Below are 16,816 nucleotides of genomic sequence, written 5' to 3'. Positions count from 1 at the left end.
CGGAGGTAAGATTTTCAACCGGTCCTCTAGGCGCGACAGGCCGGAGCGTCAACGATTTGCGGCGGTTTTCCTTGCGGCGTCCACCTGGCGACCCTACCTTCGGGGCGCATTATCAAGGAGTTTTGAATGCCTTTGACGCCACACGAAGCCCTGATCTACCTGATGGTCATCACTTCGGCTTCCGACCGCGACATGACCGATGTCGAGCTTGCGCGCATCGGCGACGTCGTCCGCTCATGGCCGGTATTCGTGGATTTCAACCAGGACAGGCTGGTTGCCGTCGCTCAGGCCTGCCAGAAGGCGTTGAACGCCGAGGACGGACTGGAAGGCGTGCTCGAACTTGTCGAAGGGGCGCTGCCCGAACGGCTGCGCGACACCGCTTATGCCGCCGCTTTCGAGGTCGCCGCCGTCGATCTCGAAATGCGCATGGAAGAAGTGCGGGTGCTGCAGTTGATCCGCCTCAAGCTCGATCTCGACACGCTGACCGTCGCCGCGATCGCCCGCGCGGCGAAGGCGCGTCTGCGCACGCTGACTTAGGTTTGGTCGATATTCAGGTGAGGCCGGCCTGCGAATGGCGGTCTCCAGCGCTTCCGGTGCTCAGGTACTCAAGTACGCTCCGCTCCGGTTCTCGGAAGCCACCACTATCGGCGCGGCCTGAGCTCAACCTCAACAAGCCCTGGCCGTGCTGCGGTCCTCAGAAGAAGCTGACCGGGAAATAGCGGAGGTAGAATTCGGCGAAGGTGCCCTTCACCGAGATCTCCTGCAAGGCGTAGTCCATGGCCGCCGCCAGCGCCGGATCGCCGACGCGGGTGGCGATCGCCATGCCCGAGCCCAGATATTCCGGGGCCAGATAGGGTCCGCCGGCGAAGCGGCAGCAGCCGGAGGCATCGGTGCCGCCCAGCCAGAAGGCAAAGCGCATGCCGTCGCCGAAGGCGGCGTCGATCTTGCCGGACTTGAGGTCGCCATAGAGCGCTTCCGGCGCGTCGAAGGGCACGACCTGAACGGTGCCGAAATACTCGCGCAGCATTTTCTCATGCGCCGAGCCGGCGATGACGCCGACCCGCTTGCTGCGCAACTTGTCGAGGATCGGCTCCGCGAAGGCTTTCGCCTTCGGCATGATGAAGCGCGCCGGGAACTGCAGATAGGAGCGCGAGAAGGCGTATTTCGTCCGCGTCTCCGGCGTCGCGGCGATGCCGGCGATGATCGCCTCGCCTTCGCCCTTCTGCAGCGCCTCGTCGAGCTCGCCCCAGGGCAGCGCCTGGATTTGGCACTTCTCGGCGATGCCGAGCTCGGCGCAGATCGCGCGCGCCAGGTCGACATGGAAACCGGACAGCTTGCCCGCGCTGTCGAGGAAGTTGAACGGCGGAAAGTCGGTGGTGGTAAGGAACCTGAGGCGCGGCAACGCCGAGAGGTCGGGCTTCGGCAACCGCTCCTTGGCGTCCCACAGCACCGGCACCTGCGGCTCGGCGGCAAATGTAACGCCGGCAAAAAACTGCGCCGCCGCCAGCATCGACAGGGCGATGACCATCCGTCGCAATGTCACAAGAAGGCTCCGCCCAGTCATGTCCTTGGGCTTTTCGTACGAAAATAGCGCCGGCACAATGGTTTTTGATTTCAACCTGCGAATTTAAGCGTATGGTTTAGGTAGTTTGCAAATACGCTCCGCGGCGCCGGCTGAAAGGGGGTCAATCACCCGGTCGCTAAAGCGGTGCAGCTTTGCAATCCGGGGTTGATGGCGAAGCGCGGGTCAGGCATCTACCATCGATCTCTGATGCGGAAGGCAACATGGGGTAGATGTTGCGATGGGTCATTTTGATCGCACACTGGAATACATCGATCAGCTGCAGCATGCCAACACGGCGGCCGCGGTCTGCGAAAGGCTGCTTGGCGTCACGTCGAATTTCGGCCTGACGGCGCTGATGGCCGGAACCGTGCCGCATCCGGGCACGCCGCGCGGCCAGCAGAAGGACCACGTGCTGCTCTGCGACTGGCCGGGCGAATGGCTGGAGCGCTATGTGGCGCGCAACTACGTCGACCACGATCCCGTCGTCAGCCACATGAAGCAGCTTCAGGCGCCGTTCCAGTGGCGTGAGGCCTCGGAAAGCATCCGCATCGACAAGAGCAGCGGCGAGGTGATGGGCGACGCCAGGGAGTTCAAGCTGCGCGACGGCCTGGCATTCCCGCTGATCACGCTCGACGGCCAGATCGTCATGGTGTCGCTCGGCGGCGAGGCGGTCGAGCTGTCGGAAGCGGAGTTCGGGATGGTGTCGCTGGCGTCGACCTATGCGATCGGCCGCGCCATGCAGCTCCATACGATGGCCGCCAAGACCATCGATCACATCGAATTGACGCCGCGCGAGCGCGAATGCCTGCAATGGGCTGCCGTCGGCAAGTCCGAATGGGAAATATCTCAAATTCTAGGCATTTCGGAACACACTTCCGAGAAACACCTTCTTAACGCCAAAAGCAAACTCGGTGCCGTCAACAGGGTGCAAGCCGTCGCCGAAGCGATTAGGCGCGGCTATATTAGCTAGGTCGGCCGAGCTGGCCTAGAAATTCTTGCCTACGCGATCGCGTAATTTTTTCGGGAAAGCCCGGCCGTATCTTCCTATTCAAACCAGGAGACGGCTAATGCTTTTTTCCCTAACAACCCAGGAATTGATGGAGCGTCCCGACCTTTGGGAAGCCGTCCATCGGTTGCGCTACAGGATCTTCGTCGAGGAGATGGGCTGGACCGATCTCGAGCGTCCCGACGGCCTCGAGATCGACCAGTTCGACCACGACGAAGCGGTGCATCAACTCGTCATCCGCAATGGCGAGCTTGCCGGCTATCAGCGGATGCTGCCGACGACACGGGCACATCTGCTGACCGACGTGCTGCAGGACCTCTATGAAGGCACCCCGCCCTCGGGACCGGGTGTCTGGGAATTGACCCGCTACGCGGTCGCGCCAGGCTTCCGGGACGGCAAGCGCGGCGTGTCGACGGTCGGCACGGAGCTGATCGCCGGCTTCGTCGAATGGGGTCTCAAGCGCAACATCAACCAGGTCATCATCGAGTTCGAGCCGATGTGGGTGCTGCGCGCGCTGCAACTGCACTTCCTGGCGACACCCCTCGGTTACCAGCGCACCTACGGCAACCAGCAGGTCGTCGCCACGCTGCTCACCTTCACCGAACACACGTTGGACGTGGTCCGCGCGCGCCGCAACCATTTCGCCCCTGTGCTGGCCAGAGGATATCCCGACAGGCTCGGCCTGCGGCAGGCATCGTAATTGGAGTTTTGTTATGAGTATCCACCCGCAACCAGAATTACGCGGCCACACGCTGGTCGTCACTGTCTCCTCGCACGACGGCCGGCCGGTGCTGGACAGACGCGCCTATGCCAGCCTGGCCAGGACCTTCCACGAAGCCGCCGTGAACGATGATGTGCGTGTCGTCGTGCTGCGCGGCCTGGCAGGCTGTTTCTGCCTTGGCGGCGACTTTTCCGAATTCCTCGACGCCACCAAGCATCGGGAGCTGATCGCCGCCGTCACAGACATGTTCCGCACGCTGGCGACCTTTCCAAAACCCGTCCTTGCCTGTGTCGACGGCGATGCCGTCGGTGTCGGCTGCACCATCCTGTTCCACTGCGACATGGTGATCGCCTCGCGCGCAAGCACGTTCCGGGTGCCGTTCGTCGATTTCGGCCTGGTGCCTGACGCGGCAACCAGCATCCTGGCGCCGCAGAAGCTTGGCTATGCCGGCGCCTTCCGCTTCTTCTGCCTGGGCGACACGCTGCATGCCGAGGATGCCAAGGCGCTCGGCCTGGTCGGCGAGATCGTGGCCGACGGCAGCGCCGAGGAAGCGGCCCTTCTCAGGGCGAGGCAGCTTGCCAAGAAGCCGGTCGCGGCACTCCTGCAGACGCGCGGCTTGCTCAAGGGCGACACCGGTGCGCTCTGCGACCGCATCGACCAGGAGATATCGCTGTTCCAGCAGGCGCTGCAGGACGATACGACCCTGAAGCGGCTGCAGCGCATTGCCCGGCTGGCGGCCTAGAGCATGATGCCGAAAAGTGTGAAGCGGTTTTCGGACGACATCATGCTCTATCTCTTTGATTAGAGCCGGATTCAGATTTCAGGTCGAGTCGACCTGAAATCATCCGGCTCTAGGCCGCCAGCCACCGTATCGTCGGCGAAATGGGGCCTACTTCTCCAGGAATGATGGCCCTTCGCCGATGATCTTCTTGTCTTCCTTGCCGACGATTTCGAGGTCGCGCCCGTCATAGGGCAGCGACGACAGGATGCGCCTGATCACGGCCAGTCGCGCCCGTCGCTTGTCGTTGGCCCGCACGACGATCCAGGGCGCGAACTCCTTGTGCGTGCGTTCGACCATGAGGTCGCGCGCCTTCGTGTAGTCGTCCCATTTGTTGATGCCGGCGACGTCGATCGGCGAGAACTTCCAGTTCTTCAGCGGGCTCCAGCGGCGGTCGTGGAAGCGTTCGAGCTGGGTTTCCCGGCCGATGTTCAGCCAGAATTTGAAGAAATGGATGCCTTCGTTGCAGATCATCCGCTCGAAATGCGGTGTCTCGTCGAGGAATTTCGCGTGCTGCTCGGGCGTGCAGAAGCCCATCACCGGCTCGACGCCGCCGCGATTGTACCAGGAGCGGTCGAAGGTGACGAATTCGCCCGACGTCGGGAAGTGGGCGACATAGCGCTGGTAATACCACTGCCCGATCTCGGTCGGCGTCGGTTTGGTCAGCGCCACATTGCGCGCGGTGCGCGGGTTCATGTACTGGCGCAGCACGAAGATCGTGCCGCCCTTGCCGGCCGCGTCGCGGCCCTCGAACAGCGCCATCACCCGCTTGCCGCTCGCCTGCAGCCAGGCCTGCGCCTTGACCAGCTCGATCTGCAACTGCTCGAGCGTCTCGTCATACTCCTCGCTCTTCATCTTCTTGTCGTAAGGATAGCCGCCGGCGGTCAGCTTGTTGTCCTCGATCCAGTCGGGAAGCACCGGGTTCTCGATGTCGAACTCCCGCTCCTTGCCGCCAATCCTGATTTTCAGCGGGCCCTGTGTCGGTGCCGGTGCCGGTGCCGGGCTTTCCTTGGCTTTTTTCATCGAGACGAACCTTTCCAGCTTGCGGACTCATGCTATTGGGAGCCTCAACGGCGCCGCGCCCCCGTCTGGATGCGCAAATGACGCTGTAGCACTCCAGGCCGGTCGAGCGGAAGTTTCGCGACCGGCGACAGGGGGTAAAGGCATGGGGCGCGAGCGCGCGAATGGCTGAGCTGAACGCGGAGCACAAAGGCACGGTGCAACCGGCGGCCGCGCGGCTGTGGGCGAACCGCTGGCTGCTCGCCGCCGGCATCGTCGCCGTCCTCGCCGTTCATGGTCTTGCCGGCGCTTCGGCCTATGTGGTGCTGGCGGCGATTGTCCTGCTGCTGGCGGCGGCGCTGCTGCCGTCGGGCGGCGCCCGTCAATCGATCGAGGACGCCGCGGCCATGGAAGCGGGCGGGCTGCAGCGCCTTTCCGGCGAGTATCTCGCCGCCGCCGTCGCCGATCCCCTGATCATCTTCGACCGCACCGCCACCATCGTCCATGCCAACGCCGCCGCTTTCGCCGCCTTCGGCGGCCTCGCGCCGGGCATGTCGCTGTCGCTGAAGTTCCGCGCCCCGGAAATGCAGGCCTTGCTGGACAGCGTCCTGTCGGGCACGGTCGCATCCGAAATTGTCGACTACACCGAAAAGCTGCCGGTCGAGCGCGCCTACCGCGTCAGCGCCTCCTCTGTCGGTCATGCCACCGACCTCTATGTGCTGGTGTTCAAGGACCAGAGCGAGGCGCGCCGGATCGACAGGATGCGGGCCGATTTCATCGCCAACGCCAGCCATGAGCTGCGCACGCCGCTTGCCTCGATCTCGGGCTTCATCGAGACGCTGCGCGGGCCGGCCCGCGGTGATCCCGCCGCGCGCGACCAGTTCCTGCAGATCATGCAGAACCAGACCGGCCGCATGGCGCGCCTGATCGACGATCTCCTGTCGCTGTCGCGGCTGGAGATGAAGCCCTATCTGAAGCCGGGAACCGAGGTCGATCTGCGCCAGACCATCGACAGCGTCATCGACTCGCTGGCGCCGCTTGCGCGCGAGAACGGCGTCGCCATCGAGCGCGATTTCGTCGATGGCCCGCTCGACGTGCCGGGCGACCGCGACGAGCTTTTCCAGGTCTTCGAGAACCTCCTGGAGAACGCCTGCAAGTATGGCCAGTCGGGCGGGCGCGTCACGGTGTCGATCGAGCGCGACGGGACCGGCCCCGAACCGGGGATCGACGTCACCATCAGGGATTACGGTCCAGGCATTCCCGAAGAGCATATCCCGCGCATCACCGAGCGGTTCTACCGGGTCGATGTCGAGAGCAGCCGCACCCAGAAGGGCACCGGCCTCGGCCTGTCGATCGTCAAGCACATACTGACGCGCCACAATGCCAGGCTGTCGATCAAGTCGGAAGTCGGCAAGGGCGCGGCGTTCTCGGTCCATTTGCCGGCCGCCTGAGGTCGTACTATCTACTAACCGGCCATTTCTTTTTTCTGTCATCCGGCTAGCGTATCAGCGCAGGATTCGAGGAAACGACTCGGTCGCAAGACCATGGGGAAGGCATTTCGTCCATGCAGTCCGTGCACATCGTCAGCGCCTATGACGAAGAGCTGAAATACCTGTCGAAGCGGATCGCTGCGATGGGTGGACATGCCGAGCGCATGGTCGAGCAGGCGATCACCGCCTTGGTCAATGCCGATCCCGGCCTCGCCCAGAAGGTCATCCGGGACGATGTGGTCCTCGATGAGGGGCAGCGCGAGATCGACGACAAGGCGATCGTCATCATCGCCAAGCGCCAGCCGATGGCGACGGACCTGCGCGAGATCGTCGGCGCGATCCGCATTTCGGCCGACCTCGAGCGCGTCGGCGACCTCGGCAAGAACGTCGCCAAGCGCGTCGCCGCCGTCATCGACGGGCGCCAGCCGACCAGCCTGTTCCGCGGCCTCGAGGCGCTCGCCGACCTCGCCTTGACGCAGCTCAAGGAAGTGCTCGACGTCTATGCCTCGCGCTCGGTGGAGAAGATCGGCTTCGTGCGTGACCGCGACGACCAGATCGACGCCATGTACACCTCGCTGTTTCGCGAGCTTTTGACCTACATGATGGAAGATCCGCGCAACATCACGCCCTGCACGCATCTTTTGTTCTGCGCCAAGAACATCGAACGCATCGGCGACCACGCCACCAACATCGCCGAGACCATCTACTACATCGTCACCGGCGACCAGATGCCGGCTGAGCGGCCGAAGGGCGACAAGACGGACAAGATCGTGCTTCCCGGCACGCTGCCGGTGAAGTGAACGGCCGCCTCTCGAACACCGCGCTAATTTAGGCTAAGCTCCCGCGAACGTTCCTGAATCCTGCTCAGTGGCCGTGCCTCAGGAGGTTGCCATGGAAAACGTTCGGAACCTCACGCCGGCTCCTGCGCCGACGTCCGGCATTATCGCGTCAAGCGTCTATACGGCCGGCCGCCGCGTCGCGGACATTCCGATCGAGGAGGCCGGCGACTGGGCCAAGAAGCCGGACCATGTCGTCTGGATCGGACTTCTGGAGCCGGACCGCAATCTTCTGCTGCGCGTCCAGGCGCAGTTCCATCTGCATGATCTGGCGATCGAGGATGCCGAGCATCCGCATCAGCGGCCGAAGATCGAGCAATATGGCGATGCCCTGTTCATCGTCGCGCGCACCGCCCAGCTCATCGACGGCCGCGTCACCTTCGGCGAGACGCATCTGTTCGTCGGCGCCGGCTACATCGTCAGCGTCAGGCATGGACCCTCGACATCCTATGCCGCGGTCCGTCAGCATTGGGAAACCTGCCCGCATTCGCTCGCCAAAGGCGAGGACTTCGTCCTCTATGCCATTCTCGACTTCATCGTCGACAACTACATGCCGGTGCTGGAGCAGATCGAGGACGAGGTCGAGGCGATCGAGGACAAGGTCCTGCTGAGGCCGATGACCGGCTCCGACATCGAGCGGCTCTATATGCTGCGCCGCGATCTCCTGCGGCTGCGCAACGCGGCTCTGCCGCTGGTCGAGGTCTGCCGCCGGCTGACCAGCGCCGATCTGCCGCAGATCAATGCTTCGATGCACCCGCTGTTCCGCGACGTGACCGACCATATCCGCACGGTCCAGGAAAAGATCGACAGCCTGCGCGAGGTGCTGGCCTTCGCATTCGAAGCCAGTCTTCTGGTCGGCCAGAGCCAGGAAACGGCGATCTCGAAAAAACTCGCCTCCTGGGCCGCCATCCTGGCGGTGCCGACGGCCTTCGCCGGCATCTACGGCATGAATTTCAACGACATGCCGGAACTGCATATGGAGTATGGCTACCCGACCGTGCTGGTTGCGATCGCGCTGATCTGCTCGTTCCTGTACTGGCGGTTCAGGAAGAATGGATGGCTGTGAAGGCAGAGCGAACAGCGAACAGGAAGTAGCGAATAGAGAACACCGAAAACGGCTTGCTCCCTGTCACGGAAGCCAAGCCGTTCCTATTCGCTATTCGCTATTCGCTATTCGCTATTCGCTCAGCGGCTTCTGCGCCGCTCCGCCGCCGGCTGGAACGCGACGCGGGAGTGGTATTTGCAGTACGGGCCGGTCTCGGCGGCGTCGTTGCCGCAGAAGTTGAAGTCTTCCGACAGCGGGTCGCCATTCGGCCATTTGCAGGTGCGCTCGGTCAGCTCGACCAGCTGCAGGTGCCGCGAGATCGGCACGACCACGTTTTCCACCGGTCGGATATAGTGCCGCGCCACCGGCTCGGCGTCGAACTGCGCCTGCAGCGCGGTCGCGCCGATCGAGGTGGTGACGTGGCGCGTGGCGGTCGCCGCCCGCGATACCGATTTCTGGATGGACGATCCCTGCACGGTCTTCTTCTGGCGCGCCGGGCTTGCCGTCGCGCGGCCGCGGCCCGACAGCTTCAGGCGATGCACCTTGCCGATGACCGCGTTGCGGCTGACGCCCCCAAGCTGTGCGGCAATCTGGCTGGCGCTCAGCCCTTCCGACCACAGTTTCCTGAGAAGTTCTACCCGCTCGTCAGTCCAGTTCATGAGACCGCGCTCCTGCTGAGGCGTGCGGCGATCGGAATCCCTTCCCGTCCCGGCTCCCGCCGGGCAGACAACACCACATATATCGGGTGATTAGGTCCGCCGCACGAAATCTAGTTATTTCTCGACTACAAATACCTCATGCGCTGACTCGGTGACAAGAGTCCCCAGGGCAACACGAATCGGTTTTTCCGGTTTTCCCCAACTTGCCGGCTGCTTATGAACCGGCATCCCGTCGGGGGCGTGCCGCGCGCCTATGCGCGACGTTTTCGTTGACTTCATGGCCGAAAAACACGATAAGCCGCAAAGGCCGCCGCTTTGGCGGCTTTTTTGATTTTCCGGTTCCGGAGACGCATATAATGAGCGGTTCGGCGCTTTACGAGACCTTTGCTCGCGCACCCCTGGCCTTCGACCGCGGGGAGGGGACCTGGCTGGTCACCGACAAGGGCGAGCGATATCTCGATTTCGCCGGCGGCATCGCCGTCAATTCACTTGGCCACAGCCATCCGCATCTGGTTGCCGCGCTGACCGAGCAGGCGGCGAAGCTCTGGCATGTCTCCAACCTCTACGAGATTCCGGAGCAGCGCCGGCTCGGCGAGCGGCTCGTCGAGGCGACCTTTGCCGACAAGGTGTTCTTCACCAATTCGGGCGCCGAGGCGCTGGAATGCGCCATCAAGACGGCGCGGCGCTACCATTTCGTCAAGGGCCATCCCGAGCGTTTCCGCATCGTCACCTTCGAAGGCGCCTTCCACGGCCGCACGCTGGCGACGATCGCCGCCGGCGGCCAGTATAAATATCTGGAAGGCTTCGGCCCCAAGGTCGAAGGCTTCGACCAGGTCGGCTTCGACGACATCGACGCGGCCGAGAAGGCGATCACGCCGGAGACGGCCGCCATCCTGATCGAGCCGGTGCAGGGCGAGGGCGGTATCCGCCCGGTGCCGACGCAGTCGCTGAAGCGGCTGCGGCAGCTTTGCGACCAGCATGGCCTGCTTCTGATCTTCGACGAGGTCCAGTGCGGCATCGGCCGCACCGGCAAGCTGTTTGCGCATGAATGGTCCGGCGTCACCCCGGACCTGATGGCGATCGCCAAGGGCATCGGCGCCGGCTTCCCGTTGGGCGCGTGCCTCGCCACCGACGAGGCTGCGGTCGGCATGACCGCCGGCGTGCACGGCACCACCTTCGGCGGCAATCCGCTGGCGATGGCGGTCGGCAACGCGGTGCTCGACGTGGTGCTGGAGGAAGGCTTCCTCGAGGATGTCCAGCGCAAGGCACTGCTCCTGAAGCAGGGATTGGCCGGCGTCGCCGACGAGTTCCCCGAGGTCCTCGAAGGCATCAGGGGAACTGGCCTGATGCTCGGCCTCAAATGCGTGATGCCCAACACCAAGGTCAACATGGCGCTGCGAGACCAGCATCTGCTCGCAGTTCCGGCCGGCGACAACGTCATTCGCCTGCTGCCGCCCCTCACCGTCACCGATGCCGAGATCGGCGAAGCGCTCGACCGCATCCGCGCCGGCGCCCAGGGCCTGGCGGATGCCATCGCCTCGGCCGCCGCGAAGTAGTTCCGGAACCATTGCCGATGTCCGTTCGCCATTTTACCGACCTGTCCGCCGTTTCCGAAGGCGATTTGCGCGTCATGCTGGACGACGCGATGGTGCGAAAGGCCAGGCTCAAGGCCGGCGAGCACACCAAGCCGCTCGAGGGCAAGGTGCTGGCGATGATCTTCGACAAGCCCTCGACCCGCACGCGCGTGTCCTTCGACGTCGGCATGCGCCAGCTCGGCGGCGAGACCATCATGCTGACCGGCACCGAGATGCAGCTCGGCCGCTCCGAGACCATCGCCGACACCGCCAAGGTGCTGTCGCGCTATGTCGACGCCATCATGATCCGCACCACCTCGCATGAGCGGCTGCTGGAGCTGACCGAGAACGCCACCGTTCCGGTCATCAACGGGCTGACCGACGACACCCATCCGTGCCAGCTGATGGCCGACATCATGACCTTCGAGGAGCATCGCGGTCCGGTGGCCGGCAAGACCTTCGCCTGGACAGGCGACGGCAACAATGTGCTGCATTCGCTGCTCGAAGCCTCGGCGCGTTTCCGCTTCAACCTCAACGTCGCGGTGCCGGAAGGCAGCGAGCCGGACGAGAAGCACATCGGCTGGTCGAAGGCCAATGGCGGCAAGCTCAACTTCACCCGCTCGGCCGAGGAGGCCGTCCATCAGGCCGACTGCGTCGTCACCGACTGCTGGGTGTCGATGGGCCAGGAACATCGCGCGCGCGGCCACAACGTCTTCCTGCCCTATCAGGTCAATGCGGCGCTGATGGCGAAGGCAAAGCCGGACGCGCTGTTCATGCACTGCCTGCCGGCGCATCGCGGCGAGGAGGTGACCGACGAGGTCATCGACGGGCCGCATTCGGTGGTGTTCGACGAGGCCGAGAACCGCCTGCATGCCCAGAAGGCGGTTTTGGCCTGGTGTCTGGGAGCTTGATCTCCGGAGGTGTGATGCCTATCTGCGGCGCATCACGCAAATCGAGCGCGTTTGGACGCATGCACCCCAAAGGGTGGCATGGCCGCGCCCCGGAGCTTTGTCATGTTGGAAACCCGTCAAGTGACTGAACATCACCCGCAACTCGGCGAATTCGGCTACGCCGGCGACGATCACGTCGTGCCCTTCGAGGTCGCGCCGCTCGACGTGCGCGGCCGCACCGTGCAGCTCGGGCCGATGCTCGACGCCATTCTTGCCCGCCACGACTATCCCGAGCCGGTCGCGCGCCTGCTGGCGGAAGCCTGCGTGCTGACGGTTTTGCTCGGCACCTCGCTCAAGTTCGAGGGCAAGTTCATCCTGCAGACCCGCACCGACGGGCCGGTCGACATGCTGGTGGCAGATTTCTCAACGCCGCATGCGCTGCGCGGCTATGCGCGCTTCGATGCCGACCGGTTGCAGGCGCTGGCCGCCGCCGGCGAGGTCTCGCAGCAGACGCTGCTCGGCAACGGCGTGCTGGCGCTGACCATCGATCAGGGCGTTCACACGCAGCGCTATCAGGGCATCGTCCAGCTCGACGGCTCCTCACTGGAGGAGGCCGCGCGCACCTATTTCCGCCAGTCGGAGCAGATCCCGACCGACATCAGGCTGTCGGTGGCCAAGCTGGTTACGCCCGGTCCCGGTGGCGCCCGCGAGCAATGGCGCGCCGGCGGCCTTCTGGCGCAGTTCCTGCCGAAGGCGCCGGAACGCATGCGCGTGCCGGACATTTCCGGCGGCGACGGCGATCCGCGCGAAGCGGTCCATGAGCCGGCCGACAATTCCTGGCAGGAATTGCTCGCGCTGCTCGGCACCATCGAGCCGACCGAGCTGATCGATCCGACTGTCGGTGCCGAACGCCTTCTCTACCGGCTGTTCCACGAACACGGCGTGCGCGTCTTCGGCGGCGTGCCGGTTGCCGACCAGTGCTCGTGCTCGCGCGAGAAGATCCGCGGCATCCTCGCCGGCTTCTCCGCCCAGGAGATCAAGGACAGCACCGAGGAGGGCGGCATCCATGTCGCCTGCGAGTTCTGCTCGACGCAGTACGACTTCGACCCGGCAGAGTTCGCCGCGGCTCAATAGGGTCACTTTCCAGACCAAGCGCGTCGCCTGATCTATTTCAGCGCGACGCGCTCTAGGCGCCGCACCGATCTCCGCGTGAAATGAATTCCTGGAGGTGCCTGCGCACATCCGAGGCTCGTTCGACGGGAGCCATGTGGGTTTCGTTTCCGAGCACCATGAGCTTCGCGCCGCTGATCGCGCTCGCGGTGGCTTCCATCATCCCGCCGAAGAACTGGTCCCTTTCACCGCCGAGGATCAAAGTCCTCGCCGAGATGTTGCGGAGGTCTTCTTCCGTCACACCGTCGTCGAGCATTGCTTCGAGATAGCGGACGATCGTGCTCGGCGCCCCCATCCGCGCAACCAGGCTGCGTGCTTCGAACCTCAGTCGAAGACGCAAAAGAAGGTTCAGCCAGGGCCGCCGGAACACCGTTGCGAATTCCTTCAGCAAAGCGTGAAACTGTCCGGCCTGTGCGAATTGCATCTGTTTCCTGAGCCGCCTTTTTCCATCGGCCGAAAAGCCATGCGCGCTCGCCAGCAGGATCAGCTTGCCTACAAGGTCCGGGTACCGCGCGGCCACCTGCGTGGCGACAACGCCGCCATAGGAAATGCCCATTAGGCTCGCTGGCTCCTTGAAGTCGGCGCCGATGATCTCTCCGCGATGTCTCTGGCCATGCCCTCGAGCGATGGATCGGCTTTTGGAGCGGGATCGTAGCCAATCAGCACGAAGCTCGTGTTGGGTGGAAGGATACGGATGAGCCGTCCGGCATCCTTTTCCAGTCTGGATGGCCGGGGTTTCATCATGAACCCCTGACCGCCGTTGATGATGAGAAGGCTTTCCGGTCCTTGTCCAACTCTTGCGAACGGCAGCCGACCCAGAAACAACCCTGTTTCAATTCTGTGCATCAAGCCGCTGCCTGGCGTGCGGTTGGGGTGGCGGCCAAGCGTACGCGGCCACTAGTTCACCGTCCGCCGCGTGCCCGGCAGGTCGAGAGAGAAGGCGGGGATGGCGACATTGAACGTCTCGCCGCGCTTGTTGCGCATCGTATAGTGGCCGACCATGATGCCCGACGGCGTCGAAAGCGGGCAGCCCGAGGTGTACTGGTAGCTGTCGCCGGGATTGAGTTCGGGCTGGTCGCCGACGACGCCGGCGCCGCGCACCTCCTCCACCCGGCCGCTGCCGTCGGTGATGTGCCAGTAGCGCGAGAGCAGCTGCACGAATTCGTCCGAGCGGTTGTCGATTGTCACCTGGTAGCCCCAGACATAGCGGTTCTCCGAAGGATCGGAGCGATCCTCCAGATAGAACGGCCTGACCTGCACTTCGATGTTGCGCGTGACGGCGCGATACATGAGCTACCCCAACAATTCGGGAACTTTCGGCGCACTCCGCTGTCGGGTCAACGATGCGTGACGCCTGTCCCTTCCGCCTTATGCGCACCTGCCGGCAAACAATGTCATTTAAGTGACACACGACAATGATGGTGTGCACGGACCGTGCTGGGCGACTCAAGCGCTCTGTCGACCTGTTCAAAATGGCCATCTCCTGGCCGGCTTTTCCGGAGTGACCAGATCTCGATGGAACTGATCGCCATGGCCGCCGCCCTGCTTTCCATAGCCCTGCTTCTCTCAAATCTCGCCAGCATCCTGCTTGCTGCGCGCCGGCTGAAGCCGCCGCGCGGCATGGCCGCGCCCGTGGGCAGGACGCCGCCGGTGTCGATCGTCATTCCCTCGCGCGGCATCGAGCCGTTTACCGCGGAGACGCTGCAGCGCGCCTTCTCGCTCGACTGGCCGCGCTACGAGCTGATCTTCTGCGTCGCCAATGCCGACGATCCGGTGGTCAAGCTGATAAACAGGGCAATTGCCCGGTTTCCCGAGGTGCCGGCCCGGCTGCTGGTCGGCGACGACCGCGTCAGCGCCAATCCGAAGCTGAACAATTGCGTCAAGGGCTGGGAGGCGACGCGCCACCACTGGGTGATCCTTGCCGATTCCAACGTGCTGATGCCGCGCGACTATATCCATAAGCTGATGGCCGCGTGGAGGTCCGATACCGGCCTCGTCTGCTCGACCCCGGTCGGCTCACGGCCGGCTGGCTTCTGGGCCGAGGTCGAATGCGCCTTCCTCAACACGCTGCAGGCGCGCTGGCAATATGCCGGCGAGGCGCTTGGCCTCGGCTTCGCCCAGGGCAAGAGCATGCTGTGGAACAAGCCCATGCTCGACGCCAATGGCGGCATCCGCGCGCTTGCCGCAGAGATCGCCGAGGACGCCGCGGCGACCAAGCTGGTCAACGGCATTGGCCTTCGCGTCCATCTCGTCGCCTCGCCCTTCGAGCAGCCGCTCGGCGAGCGCAGGCTTGGCGAGATCTGGTCGCGCCAGGCGCGCTGGGCGCGGCTGCGCCGCGTCACCTTCCCGCTGTTCTTCGCGCCCGAGATCCTGACCGGTGCGGCGGTGCCGCTTGTCCTGGCACTGGTAGCGGCGGCCCAATTGGGCATCAGCCTGCCGGCCACAACGCTTTGCGTGCTGGCACTCGCCTACCTGCCGGAATGCGCCCTCGCATGGGCCAACGGCTGGCACCTGTCGCCGCGCACGGTCGCGGCGATGATCGTGCGCGACGCGATGCTGCCGGCGATATGGGCGCGCGGCTGGCTGGGCGGCGCCGTCGACTGGCGCGGCAACGCCATGACCATCGGCACCAAGGTGGCCGAACTGGAAGAGACGCCCTCGAGCGCCTGACCGGGCCTTCGCCCAGGTCCTCTATTTCGCTGCCTTCAGCGCCTGCTCGACATCGGCAAGCAGGTCGTCCGTGTCCTCCAGGCCGACGGAGAGCCTGAGCGTGCCCGGGCCGATGCCGAGCTCGGCGCGCGCCTCGTCGCTGAGGTTCTTGTGCGTGGTCGTCGCCGGGTGGGTGATCAGGCTCTTGGCGTCGCCGAGATTGTTGGAGATCAGCACGATGTCGAGGGCGTTCTGGAAGGCGAAGGCCGCCTGCTTGCCGCCCTTGACGTCGAGGCAGATCAGCGTCGAGCCGCCCAACATCTGCTTCCTGACGATCTCGGCCTGCGGATGGTCGGCGCGGCCCGGATAGATGACGCGGGCGATCTCCGGCCGTTCGGCGAGGAAGTCGGCGATCTTGCCGGCGCTCTCCGTCTGCTGGCGCACGCGCAACGGCAGCGTCTCCAGGCCCTTGAGCAGCGTCCAGGCATTGAACGGCGACAGGCTCGGCCCGGTGTGGCGGAAATAGTCGTGCAGGTTCTCGTCGATCCACTTCTTGTCCGACAGGATGATGCCGCCGAGGCAGCGCCCCTGTCCGTCTATGTGCTTGGTCGCCGAATAGACGACGATGTGGGCGCCGAGCTGCAACGGCTTCTGCTGCAGCGGCGTGGCGAAGACGTTGTCGACGATCAGTCTGGCGCCGATCGAATTGGCGAGCGCGGCGACAGCGGCGATGTCGACCACTTCCAGCGTCGGGTTGGTCGGGCTTTCCAGGAAGAACAGCTTGGTGTTCGGCCGCACCGCCTTTTCCCAGTTGGCGATATCGGTGCCGTCGACCAGCGTCGCCTCGATGCCGTATTTCGGCGCCAGCGTCTCGACCACCCAGCGACAGGAGCCGAACAGCGCGCGCGCCGCCACGATATGGTCGCCCGCCCTGGCGCTGCACAGCAGCGCGGCGCTCACCGCCGCCATGCCGGAGGCCGTGGCGCGCGCGTCCTCGGCGCCTTCCAGGGCGCACATGCGCTTTTCGAACATGTCGACCGTGGGATTGGCGTAGCGCGAGTAGATGAAGCCCGGCTCCTCGCCCTTGAAGCGGGCTTCGGCGGCCTGCGCCGTCTCGTAGACATAGCCCTGGGTGAGAAACATCGCTTCTGATGTCTCGCCGAAGCCGGAACGCAGCGTTCCGCCATGCACGAGTGCCGTCTGAGGCTTCCAGTCACGCTTCTTGGTCATCGCTCTACTTCCAGATACAAAAAAACCGGCCGCGAAAAGTCGCAACCGGTCCATACGGCCTTGCGGCCCGACGGTCCTTTAGCGACTTGTTTAACGTGGCTGCAAGCCGACCGGCCAAATCACCACGGGATAACGACCCTTTAGACCCGCGCCGCGCTTGCGTCAATTGCCGGCTTCATTAAGAGGTTTGTACCAGCGGCCTTGG

General features: G+C 64.3%; 18 protein-coding genes and 1 riboswitch. Of the genes, 11 read left to right on the top strand and 7 right to left on the bottom strand.

Annotated features, from left to right (window positions below; translation table 11 throughout):
- Positions 1 to 126: 126 nt before the first annotated feature.
- Positions 127 to 537 carry a tellurite resistance TerB family protein gene (locus EN846_RS00670; protein WP_127222598.1) on the top strand — a complete coding sequence of 137 codons (411 nt, stop codon included), beginning with the start codon at positions 127 to 129 and terminating at the stop codon, positions 535 to 537.
- Between the two features lie 157 nt (positions 538 to 694).
- On the opposite strand, the gene EN846_RS00665 is transcribed toward EN846_RS00670, so the two are convergent.
- Positions 695 to 1,528: a transporter substrate-binding domain-containing protein gene (locus tag EN846_RS00665; RefSeq protein ID WP_245493230.1), complete on the bottom strand. Its 834-nt coding sequence runs from the start codon at positions 1,526 to 1,528 to the stop codon at positions 695 to 697.
- A gap of 274 nt (positions 1,529 to 1,802) precedes the next feature.
- Here EN846_RS00665 and EN846_RS00660 point away from each other — a divergent pair, with 274 nt between their 5' ends.
- From EN846_RS00660 to EN846_RS00650, 3 genes are all read left to right on the top strand, one after another.
- Positions 1,803 to 2,534 (top strand): LuxR family transcriptional regulator, encoded by a 732-nt coding sequence (locus tag EN846_RS00660; RefSeq protein WP_127286296.1) that lies wholly within the window; start codon positions 1,803 to 1,805, stop codon positions 2,532 to 2,534.
- 97 nt (positions 2,535 to 2,631) lie between these two features.
- The gene (locus EN846_RS00655; RefSeq protein ID WP_127286297.1) at positions 2,632 to 3,270 is read left to right on the top strand and encodes an acyl-homoserine-lactone synthase; all 639 of its coding nucleotides are present in this window, start codon (positions 2,632 to 2,634) and stop codon (positions 3,268 to 3,270) included.
- Positions 3,271 to 3,283: 13 nt separating this feature from the next.
- Positions 3,284 to 4,033, top strand: coding sequence for an enoyl-CoA hydratase-related protein (locus EN846_RS00650; RefSeq protein WP_127286298.1), 750 nt, complete (start codon positions 3,284 to 3,286; stop codon positions 4,031 to 4,033).
- Positions 4,034 to 4,180: 147 nt separating this feature from the next.
- Here the strand turns inward: EN846_RS00650 and ppk2 are convergent, their stop codons facing one another.
- Entirely contained in the window at positions 4,181 to 5,092 is a 912-nt protein-coding gene (gene ppk2, locus EN846_RS00645; protein WP_127391909.1) for a polyphosphate kinase 2, read from the bottom strand.
- Positions 5,093 to 5,253: 161 nt separating this feature from the next.
- Between ppk2 and EN846_RS00640 the strand changes: the two genes are divergently transcribed.
- From EN846_RS00640 to EN846_RS00630, 3 genes are all read left to right on the top strand, one after another.
- Positions 5,254 to 6,519 (top strand): ATP-binding protein, encoded by a 1,266-nt coding sequence (locus EN846_RS00640; RefSeq protein WP_127391908.1) that lies wholly within the window; start codon positions 5,254 to 5,256, stop codon positions 6,517 to 6,519.
- Between the two features lie 113 nt (positions 6,520 to 6,632).
- Positions 6,633 to 7,358, top strand: coding sequence for a phosphate signaling complex protein PhoU (gene phoU / locus EN846_RS00635; RefSeq protein WP_127391907.1), 726 nt, complete (start codon positions 6,633 to 6,635; stop codon positions 7,356 to 7,358).
- A gap of 91 nt (positions 7,359 to 7,449) precedes the next feature.
- Positions 7,450 to 8,460 (top strand): magnesium and cobalt transport protein CorA, encoded by a 1,011-nt coding sequence (locus EN846_RS00630; RefSeq protein WP_127285237.1) that lies wholly within the window; start codon positions 7,450 to 7,452, stop codon positions 8,458 to 8,460.
- 119 nt (positions 8,461 to 8,579) lie between these two features.
- Here EN846_RS00630 and EN846_RS00625 read toward each other — a convergent pair whose 3' ends face one another.
- A complete protein-coding gene (locus EN846_RS00625; protein WP_126056595.1) occupies positions 8,580 to 9,098 on the bottom strand; it encodes a GcrA family cell cycle regulator in 519 nt (172 codons plus the stop codon).
- 356 nt (positions 9,099 to 9,454) lie between these two features.
- Here EN846_RS00625 and EN846_RS00620 point away from each other — a divergent pair, with 356 nt between their 5' ends.
- The 3 genes from EN846_RS00620 to EN846_RS00610 all read left to right on the top strand — a co-directional run bounded on the left by EN846_RS00620 (position 9,455) and on the right by EN846_RS00610 (position 12,696).
- The gene (locus tag EN846_RS00620; RefSeq protein ID WP_127285236.1) at positions 9,455 to 10,654 is read left to right on the top strand and encodes an aspartate aminotransferase family protein; all 1,200 of its coding nucleotides are present in this window, start codon (positions 9,455 to 9,457) and stop codon (positions 10,652 to 10,654) included.
- Between the two features lie 17 nt (positions 10,655 to 10,671).
- Complete coding sequence (gene argF / locus EN846_RS00615; RefSeq protein ID WP_127285235.1) at positions 10,672 to 11,583, top strand: ornithine carbamoyltransferase; 912 nt, start codon at positions 10,672 to 10,674, stop codon at positions 11,581 to 11,583.
- A 78-nt stretch (positions 11,584 to 11,661) separates the two neighbouring features.
- Positions 11,662 to 12,696, top strand: a complete 1,035-nt coding sequence (locus tag EN846_RS00610; protein ID WP_127285234.1) for an Hsp33 family molecular chaperone — start codon at positions 11,662 to 11,664, stop codon at positions 12,694 to 12,696.
- Between the two features lie 52 nt (positions 12,697 to 12,748).
- On the opposite strand, the gene EN846_RS00605 is transcribed toward EN846_RS00610, so the two are convergent.
- The 3 genes from EN846_RS00605 to apaG are packed head-to-tail and all read right to left on the bottom strand — an operon-like array spanning position 12,749 to position 14,022.
- Complete coding sequence (locus EN846_RS00605; protein ID WP_127391906.1) at positions 12,749 to 13,288, bottom strand: alpha/beta hydrolase; 540 nt, start codon at positions 13,286 to 13,288, stop codon at positions 12,749 to 12,751.
- Positions 13,288 to 13,578 carry a hypothetical protein gene (locus EN846_RS00600; protein ID WP_127222580.1) on the bottom strand — a complete coding sequence of 97 codons (291 nt, stop codon included), beginning with the start codon at positions 13,576 to 13,578 and terminating at the stop codon, positions 13,288 to 13,290. The genes EN846_RS00605 and EN846_RS00600 overlap by 1 nt, the downstream gene beginning before the upstream one ends.
- A 51-nt stretch (positions 13,579 to 13,629) precedes the next feature.
- Positions 13,630 to 14,022, bottom strand: a complete 393-nt coding sequence (gene apaG / locus EN846_RS00595) for a Co2+/Mg2+ efflux protein ApaG (protein WP_127285232.1) — start codon at positions 14,020 to 14,022, stop codon at positions 13,630 to 13,632.
- 225 nt (positions 14,023 to 14,247) lie between these two features.
- Between apaG and EN846_RS00590 the strand changes: the two genes are divergently transcribed.
- Positions 14,248 to 15,402 carry a ceramide glucosyltransferase gene (locus tag EN846_RS00590; protein ID WP_127394360.1) on the top strand — a complete coding sequence of 385 codons (1,155 nt, stop codon included), beginning with the start codon at positions 14,248 to 14,250 and terminating at the stop codon, positions 15,400 to 15,402.
- 21 nt (positions 15,403 to 15,423) lie between these two features.
- On the opposite strand, the gene EN846_RS00585 is transcribed toward EN846_RS00590, so the two are convergent.
- Positions 15,424 to 16,611 (bottom strand): O-succinylhomoserine sulfhydrylase, encoded by a 1,188-nt coding sequence (locus tag EN846_RS00585; RefSeq protein ID WP_128345975.1) that lies wholly within the window; start codon positions 16,609 to 16,611, stop codon positions 15,424 to 15,426.
- Between the two features lie 58 nt (positions 16,612 to 16,669).
- Positions 16,670 to 16,747: riboswitch (SAM riboswitch) on the bottom strand.
- Positions 16,748 to 16,816: the final 69 nt, after the last annotated feature.

The sequence above is a fragment of the Mesorhizobium sp. M4B.F.Ca.ET.203.01.1.1 genome (assembly GCF_004791025.1).
GTDB lineage: Bacteria > Pseudomonadota > Alphaproteobacteria > Rhizobiales > Rhizobiaceae > Mesorhizobium > Mesorhizobium abyssinicae.
The sequence above is the reverse complement of the archived record's forward strand: the minus strand, read 5'-3'. Positions and strand labels throughout refer to the sequence as shown.

Excerpts from the sequence above, each read along its gene's own strand:
- EN846_RS00670 (WP_127222598.1), top strand. The coding sequence starts at position 127 with ATGCCTTTGACGCCACACGAAGCCCTGATCTACCTGATGGTCATCACT.
- EN846_RS00665 (WP_245493230.1), bottom strand. The coding sequence starts at position 1,528 with ATGGTCATCGCCCTGTCGATGCTGGCGGCGGCGCAGTTTTTTGCCGGC.
- EN846_RS00660 (WP_127286296.1), top strand. The coding sequence starts at position 1,803 with ATGGGTCATTTTGATCGCACACTGGAATACATCGATCAGCTGCAGCAT.
- EN846_RS00655 (WP_127286297.1), top strand. The coding sequence starts at position 2,632 with ATGCTTTTTTCCCTAACAACCCAGGAATTGATGGAGCGTCCCGACCTT.
- EN846_RS00650 (WP_127286298.1), top strand. The coding sequence starts at position 3,284 with ATGAGTATCCACCCGCAACCAGAATTACGCGGCCACACGCTGGTCGTC.
- ppk2 (WP_127391909.1), bottom strand. The coding sequence starts at position 5,092 with ATGAAAAAAGCCAAGGAAAGCCCGGCACCGGCACCGGCACCGACACAG.
- EN846_RS00640 (WP_127391908.1), top strand. The coding sequence starts at position 5,254 with ATGGCTGAGCTGAACGCGGAGCACAAAGGCACGGTGCAACCGGCGGCC.
- phoU (WP_127391907.1), top strand. The coding sequence starts at position 6,633 with ATGCAGTCCGTGCACATCGTCAGCGCCTATGACGAAGAGCTGAAATAC.
- EN846_RS00630 (WP_127285237.1), top strand. The coding sequence starts at position 7,450 with ATGGAAAACGTTCGGAACCTCACGCCGGCTCCTGCGCCGACGTCCGGC.
- EN846_RS00625 (WP_126056595.1), bottom strand. The coding sequence starts at position 9,098 with ATGAACTGGACTGACGAGCGGGTAGAACTTCTCAGGAAACTGTGGTCG.
- EN846_RS00620 (WP_127285236.1), top strand. The coding sequence starts at position 9,455 with ATGAGCGGTTCGGCGCTTTACGAGACCTTTGCTCGCGCACCCCTGGCC.
- argF (WP_127285235.1), top strand. The coding sequence starts at position 10,672 with ATGTCCGTTCGCCATTTTACCGACCTGTCCGCCGTTTCCGAAGGCGAT.
- EN846_RS00610 (WP_127285234.1), top strand. The coding sequence starts at position 11,662 with ATGGCCGCGCCCCGGAGCTTTGTCATGTTGGAAACCCGTCAAGTGACT.
- EN846_RS00605 (WP_127391906.1), bottom strand. The coding sequence starts at position 13,288 with ATGGGCATTTCCTATGGCGGCGTTGTCGCCACGCAGGTGGCCGCGCGG.
- EN846_RS00600 (WP_127222580.1), bottom strand. The coding sequence starts at position 13,578 with ATGCACAGAATTGAAACAGGGTTGTTTCTGGGTCGGCTGCCGTTCGCA.
- apaG (WP_127285232.1), bottom strand. The coding sequence starts at position 14,022 with ATGTATCGCGCCGTCACGCGCAACATCGAAGTGCAGGTCAGGCCGTTC.
- EN846_RS00590 (WP_127394360.1), top strand. The coding sequence starts at position 14,248 with ATGGAACTGATCGCCATGGCCGCCGCCCTGCTTTCCATAGCCCTGCTT.
- EN846_RS00585 (WP_128345975.1), bottom strand. The coding sequence starts at position 16,611 with ATGACCAAGAAGCGTGACTGGAAGCCTCAGACGGCACTCGTGCATGGC.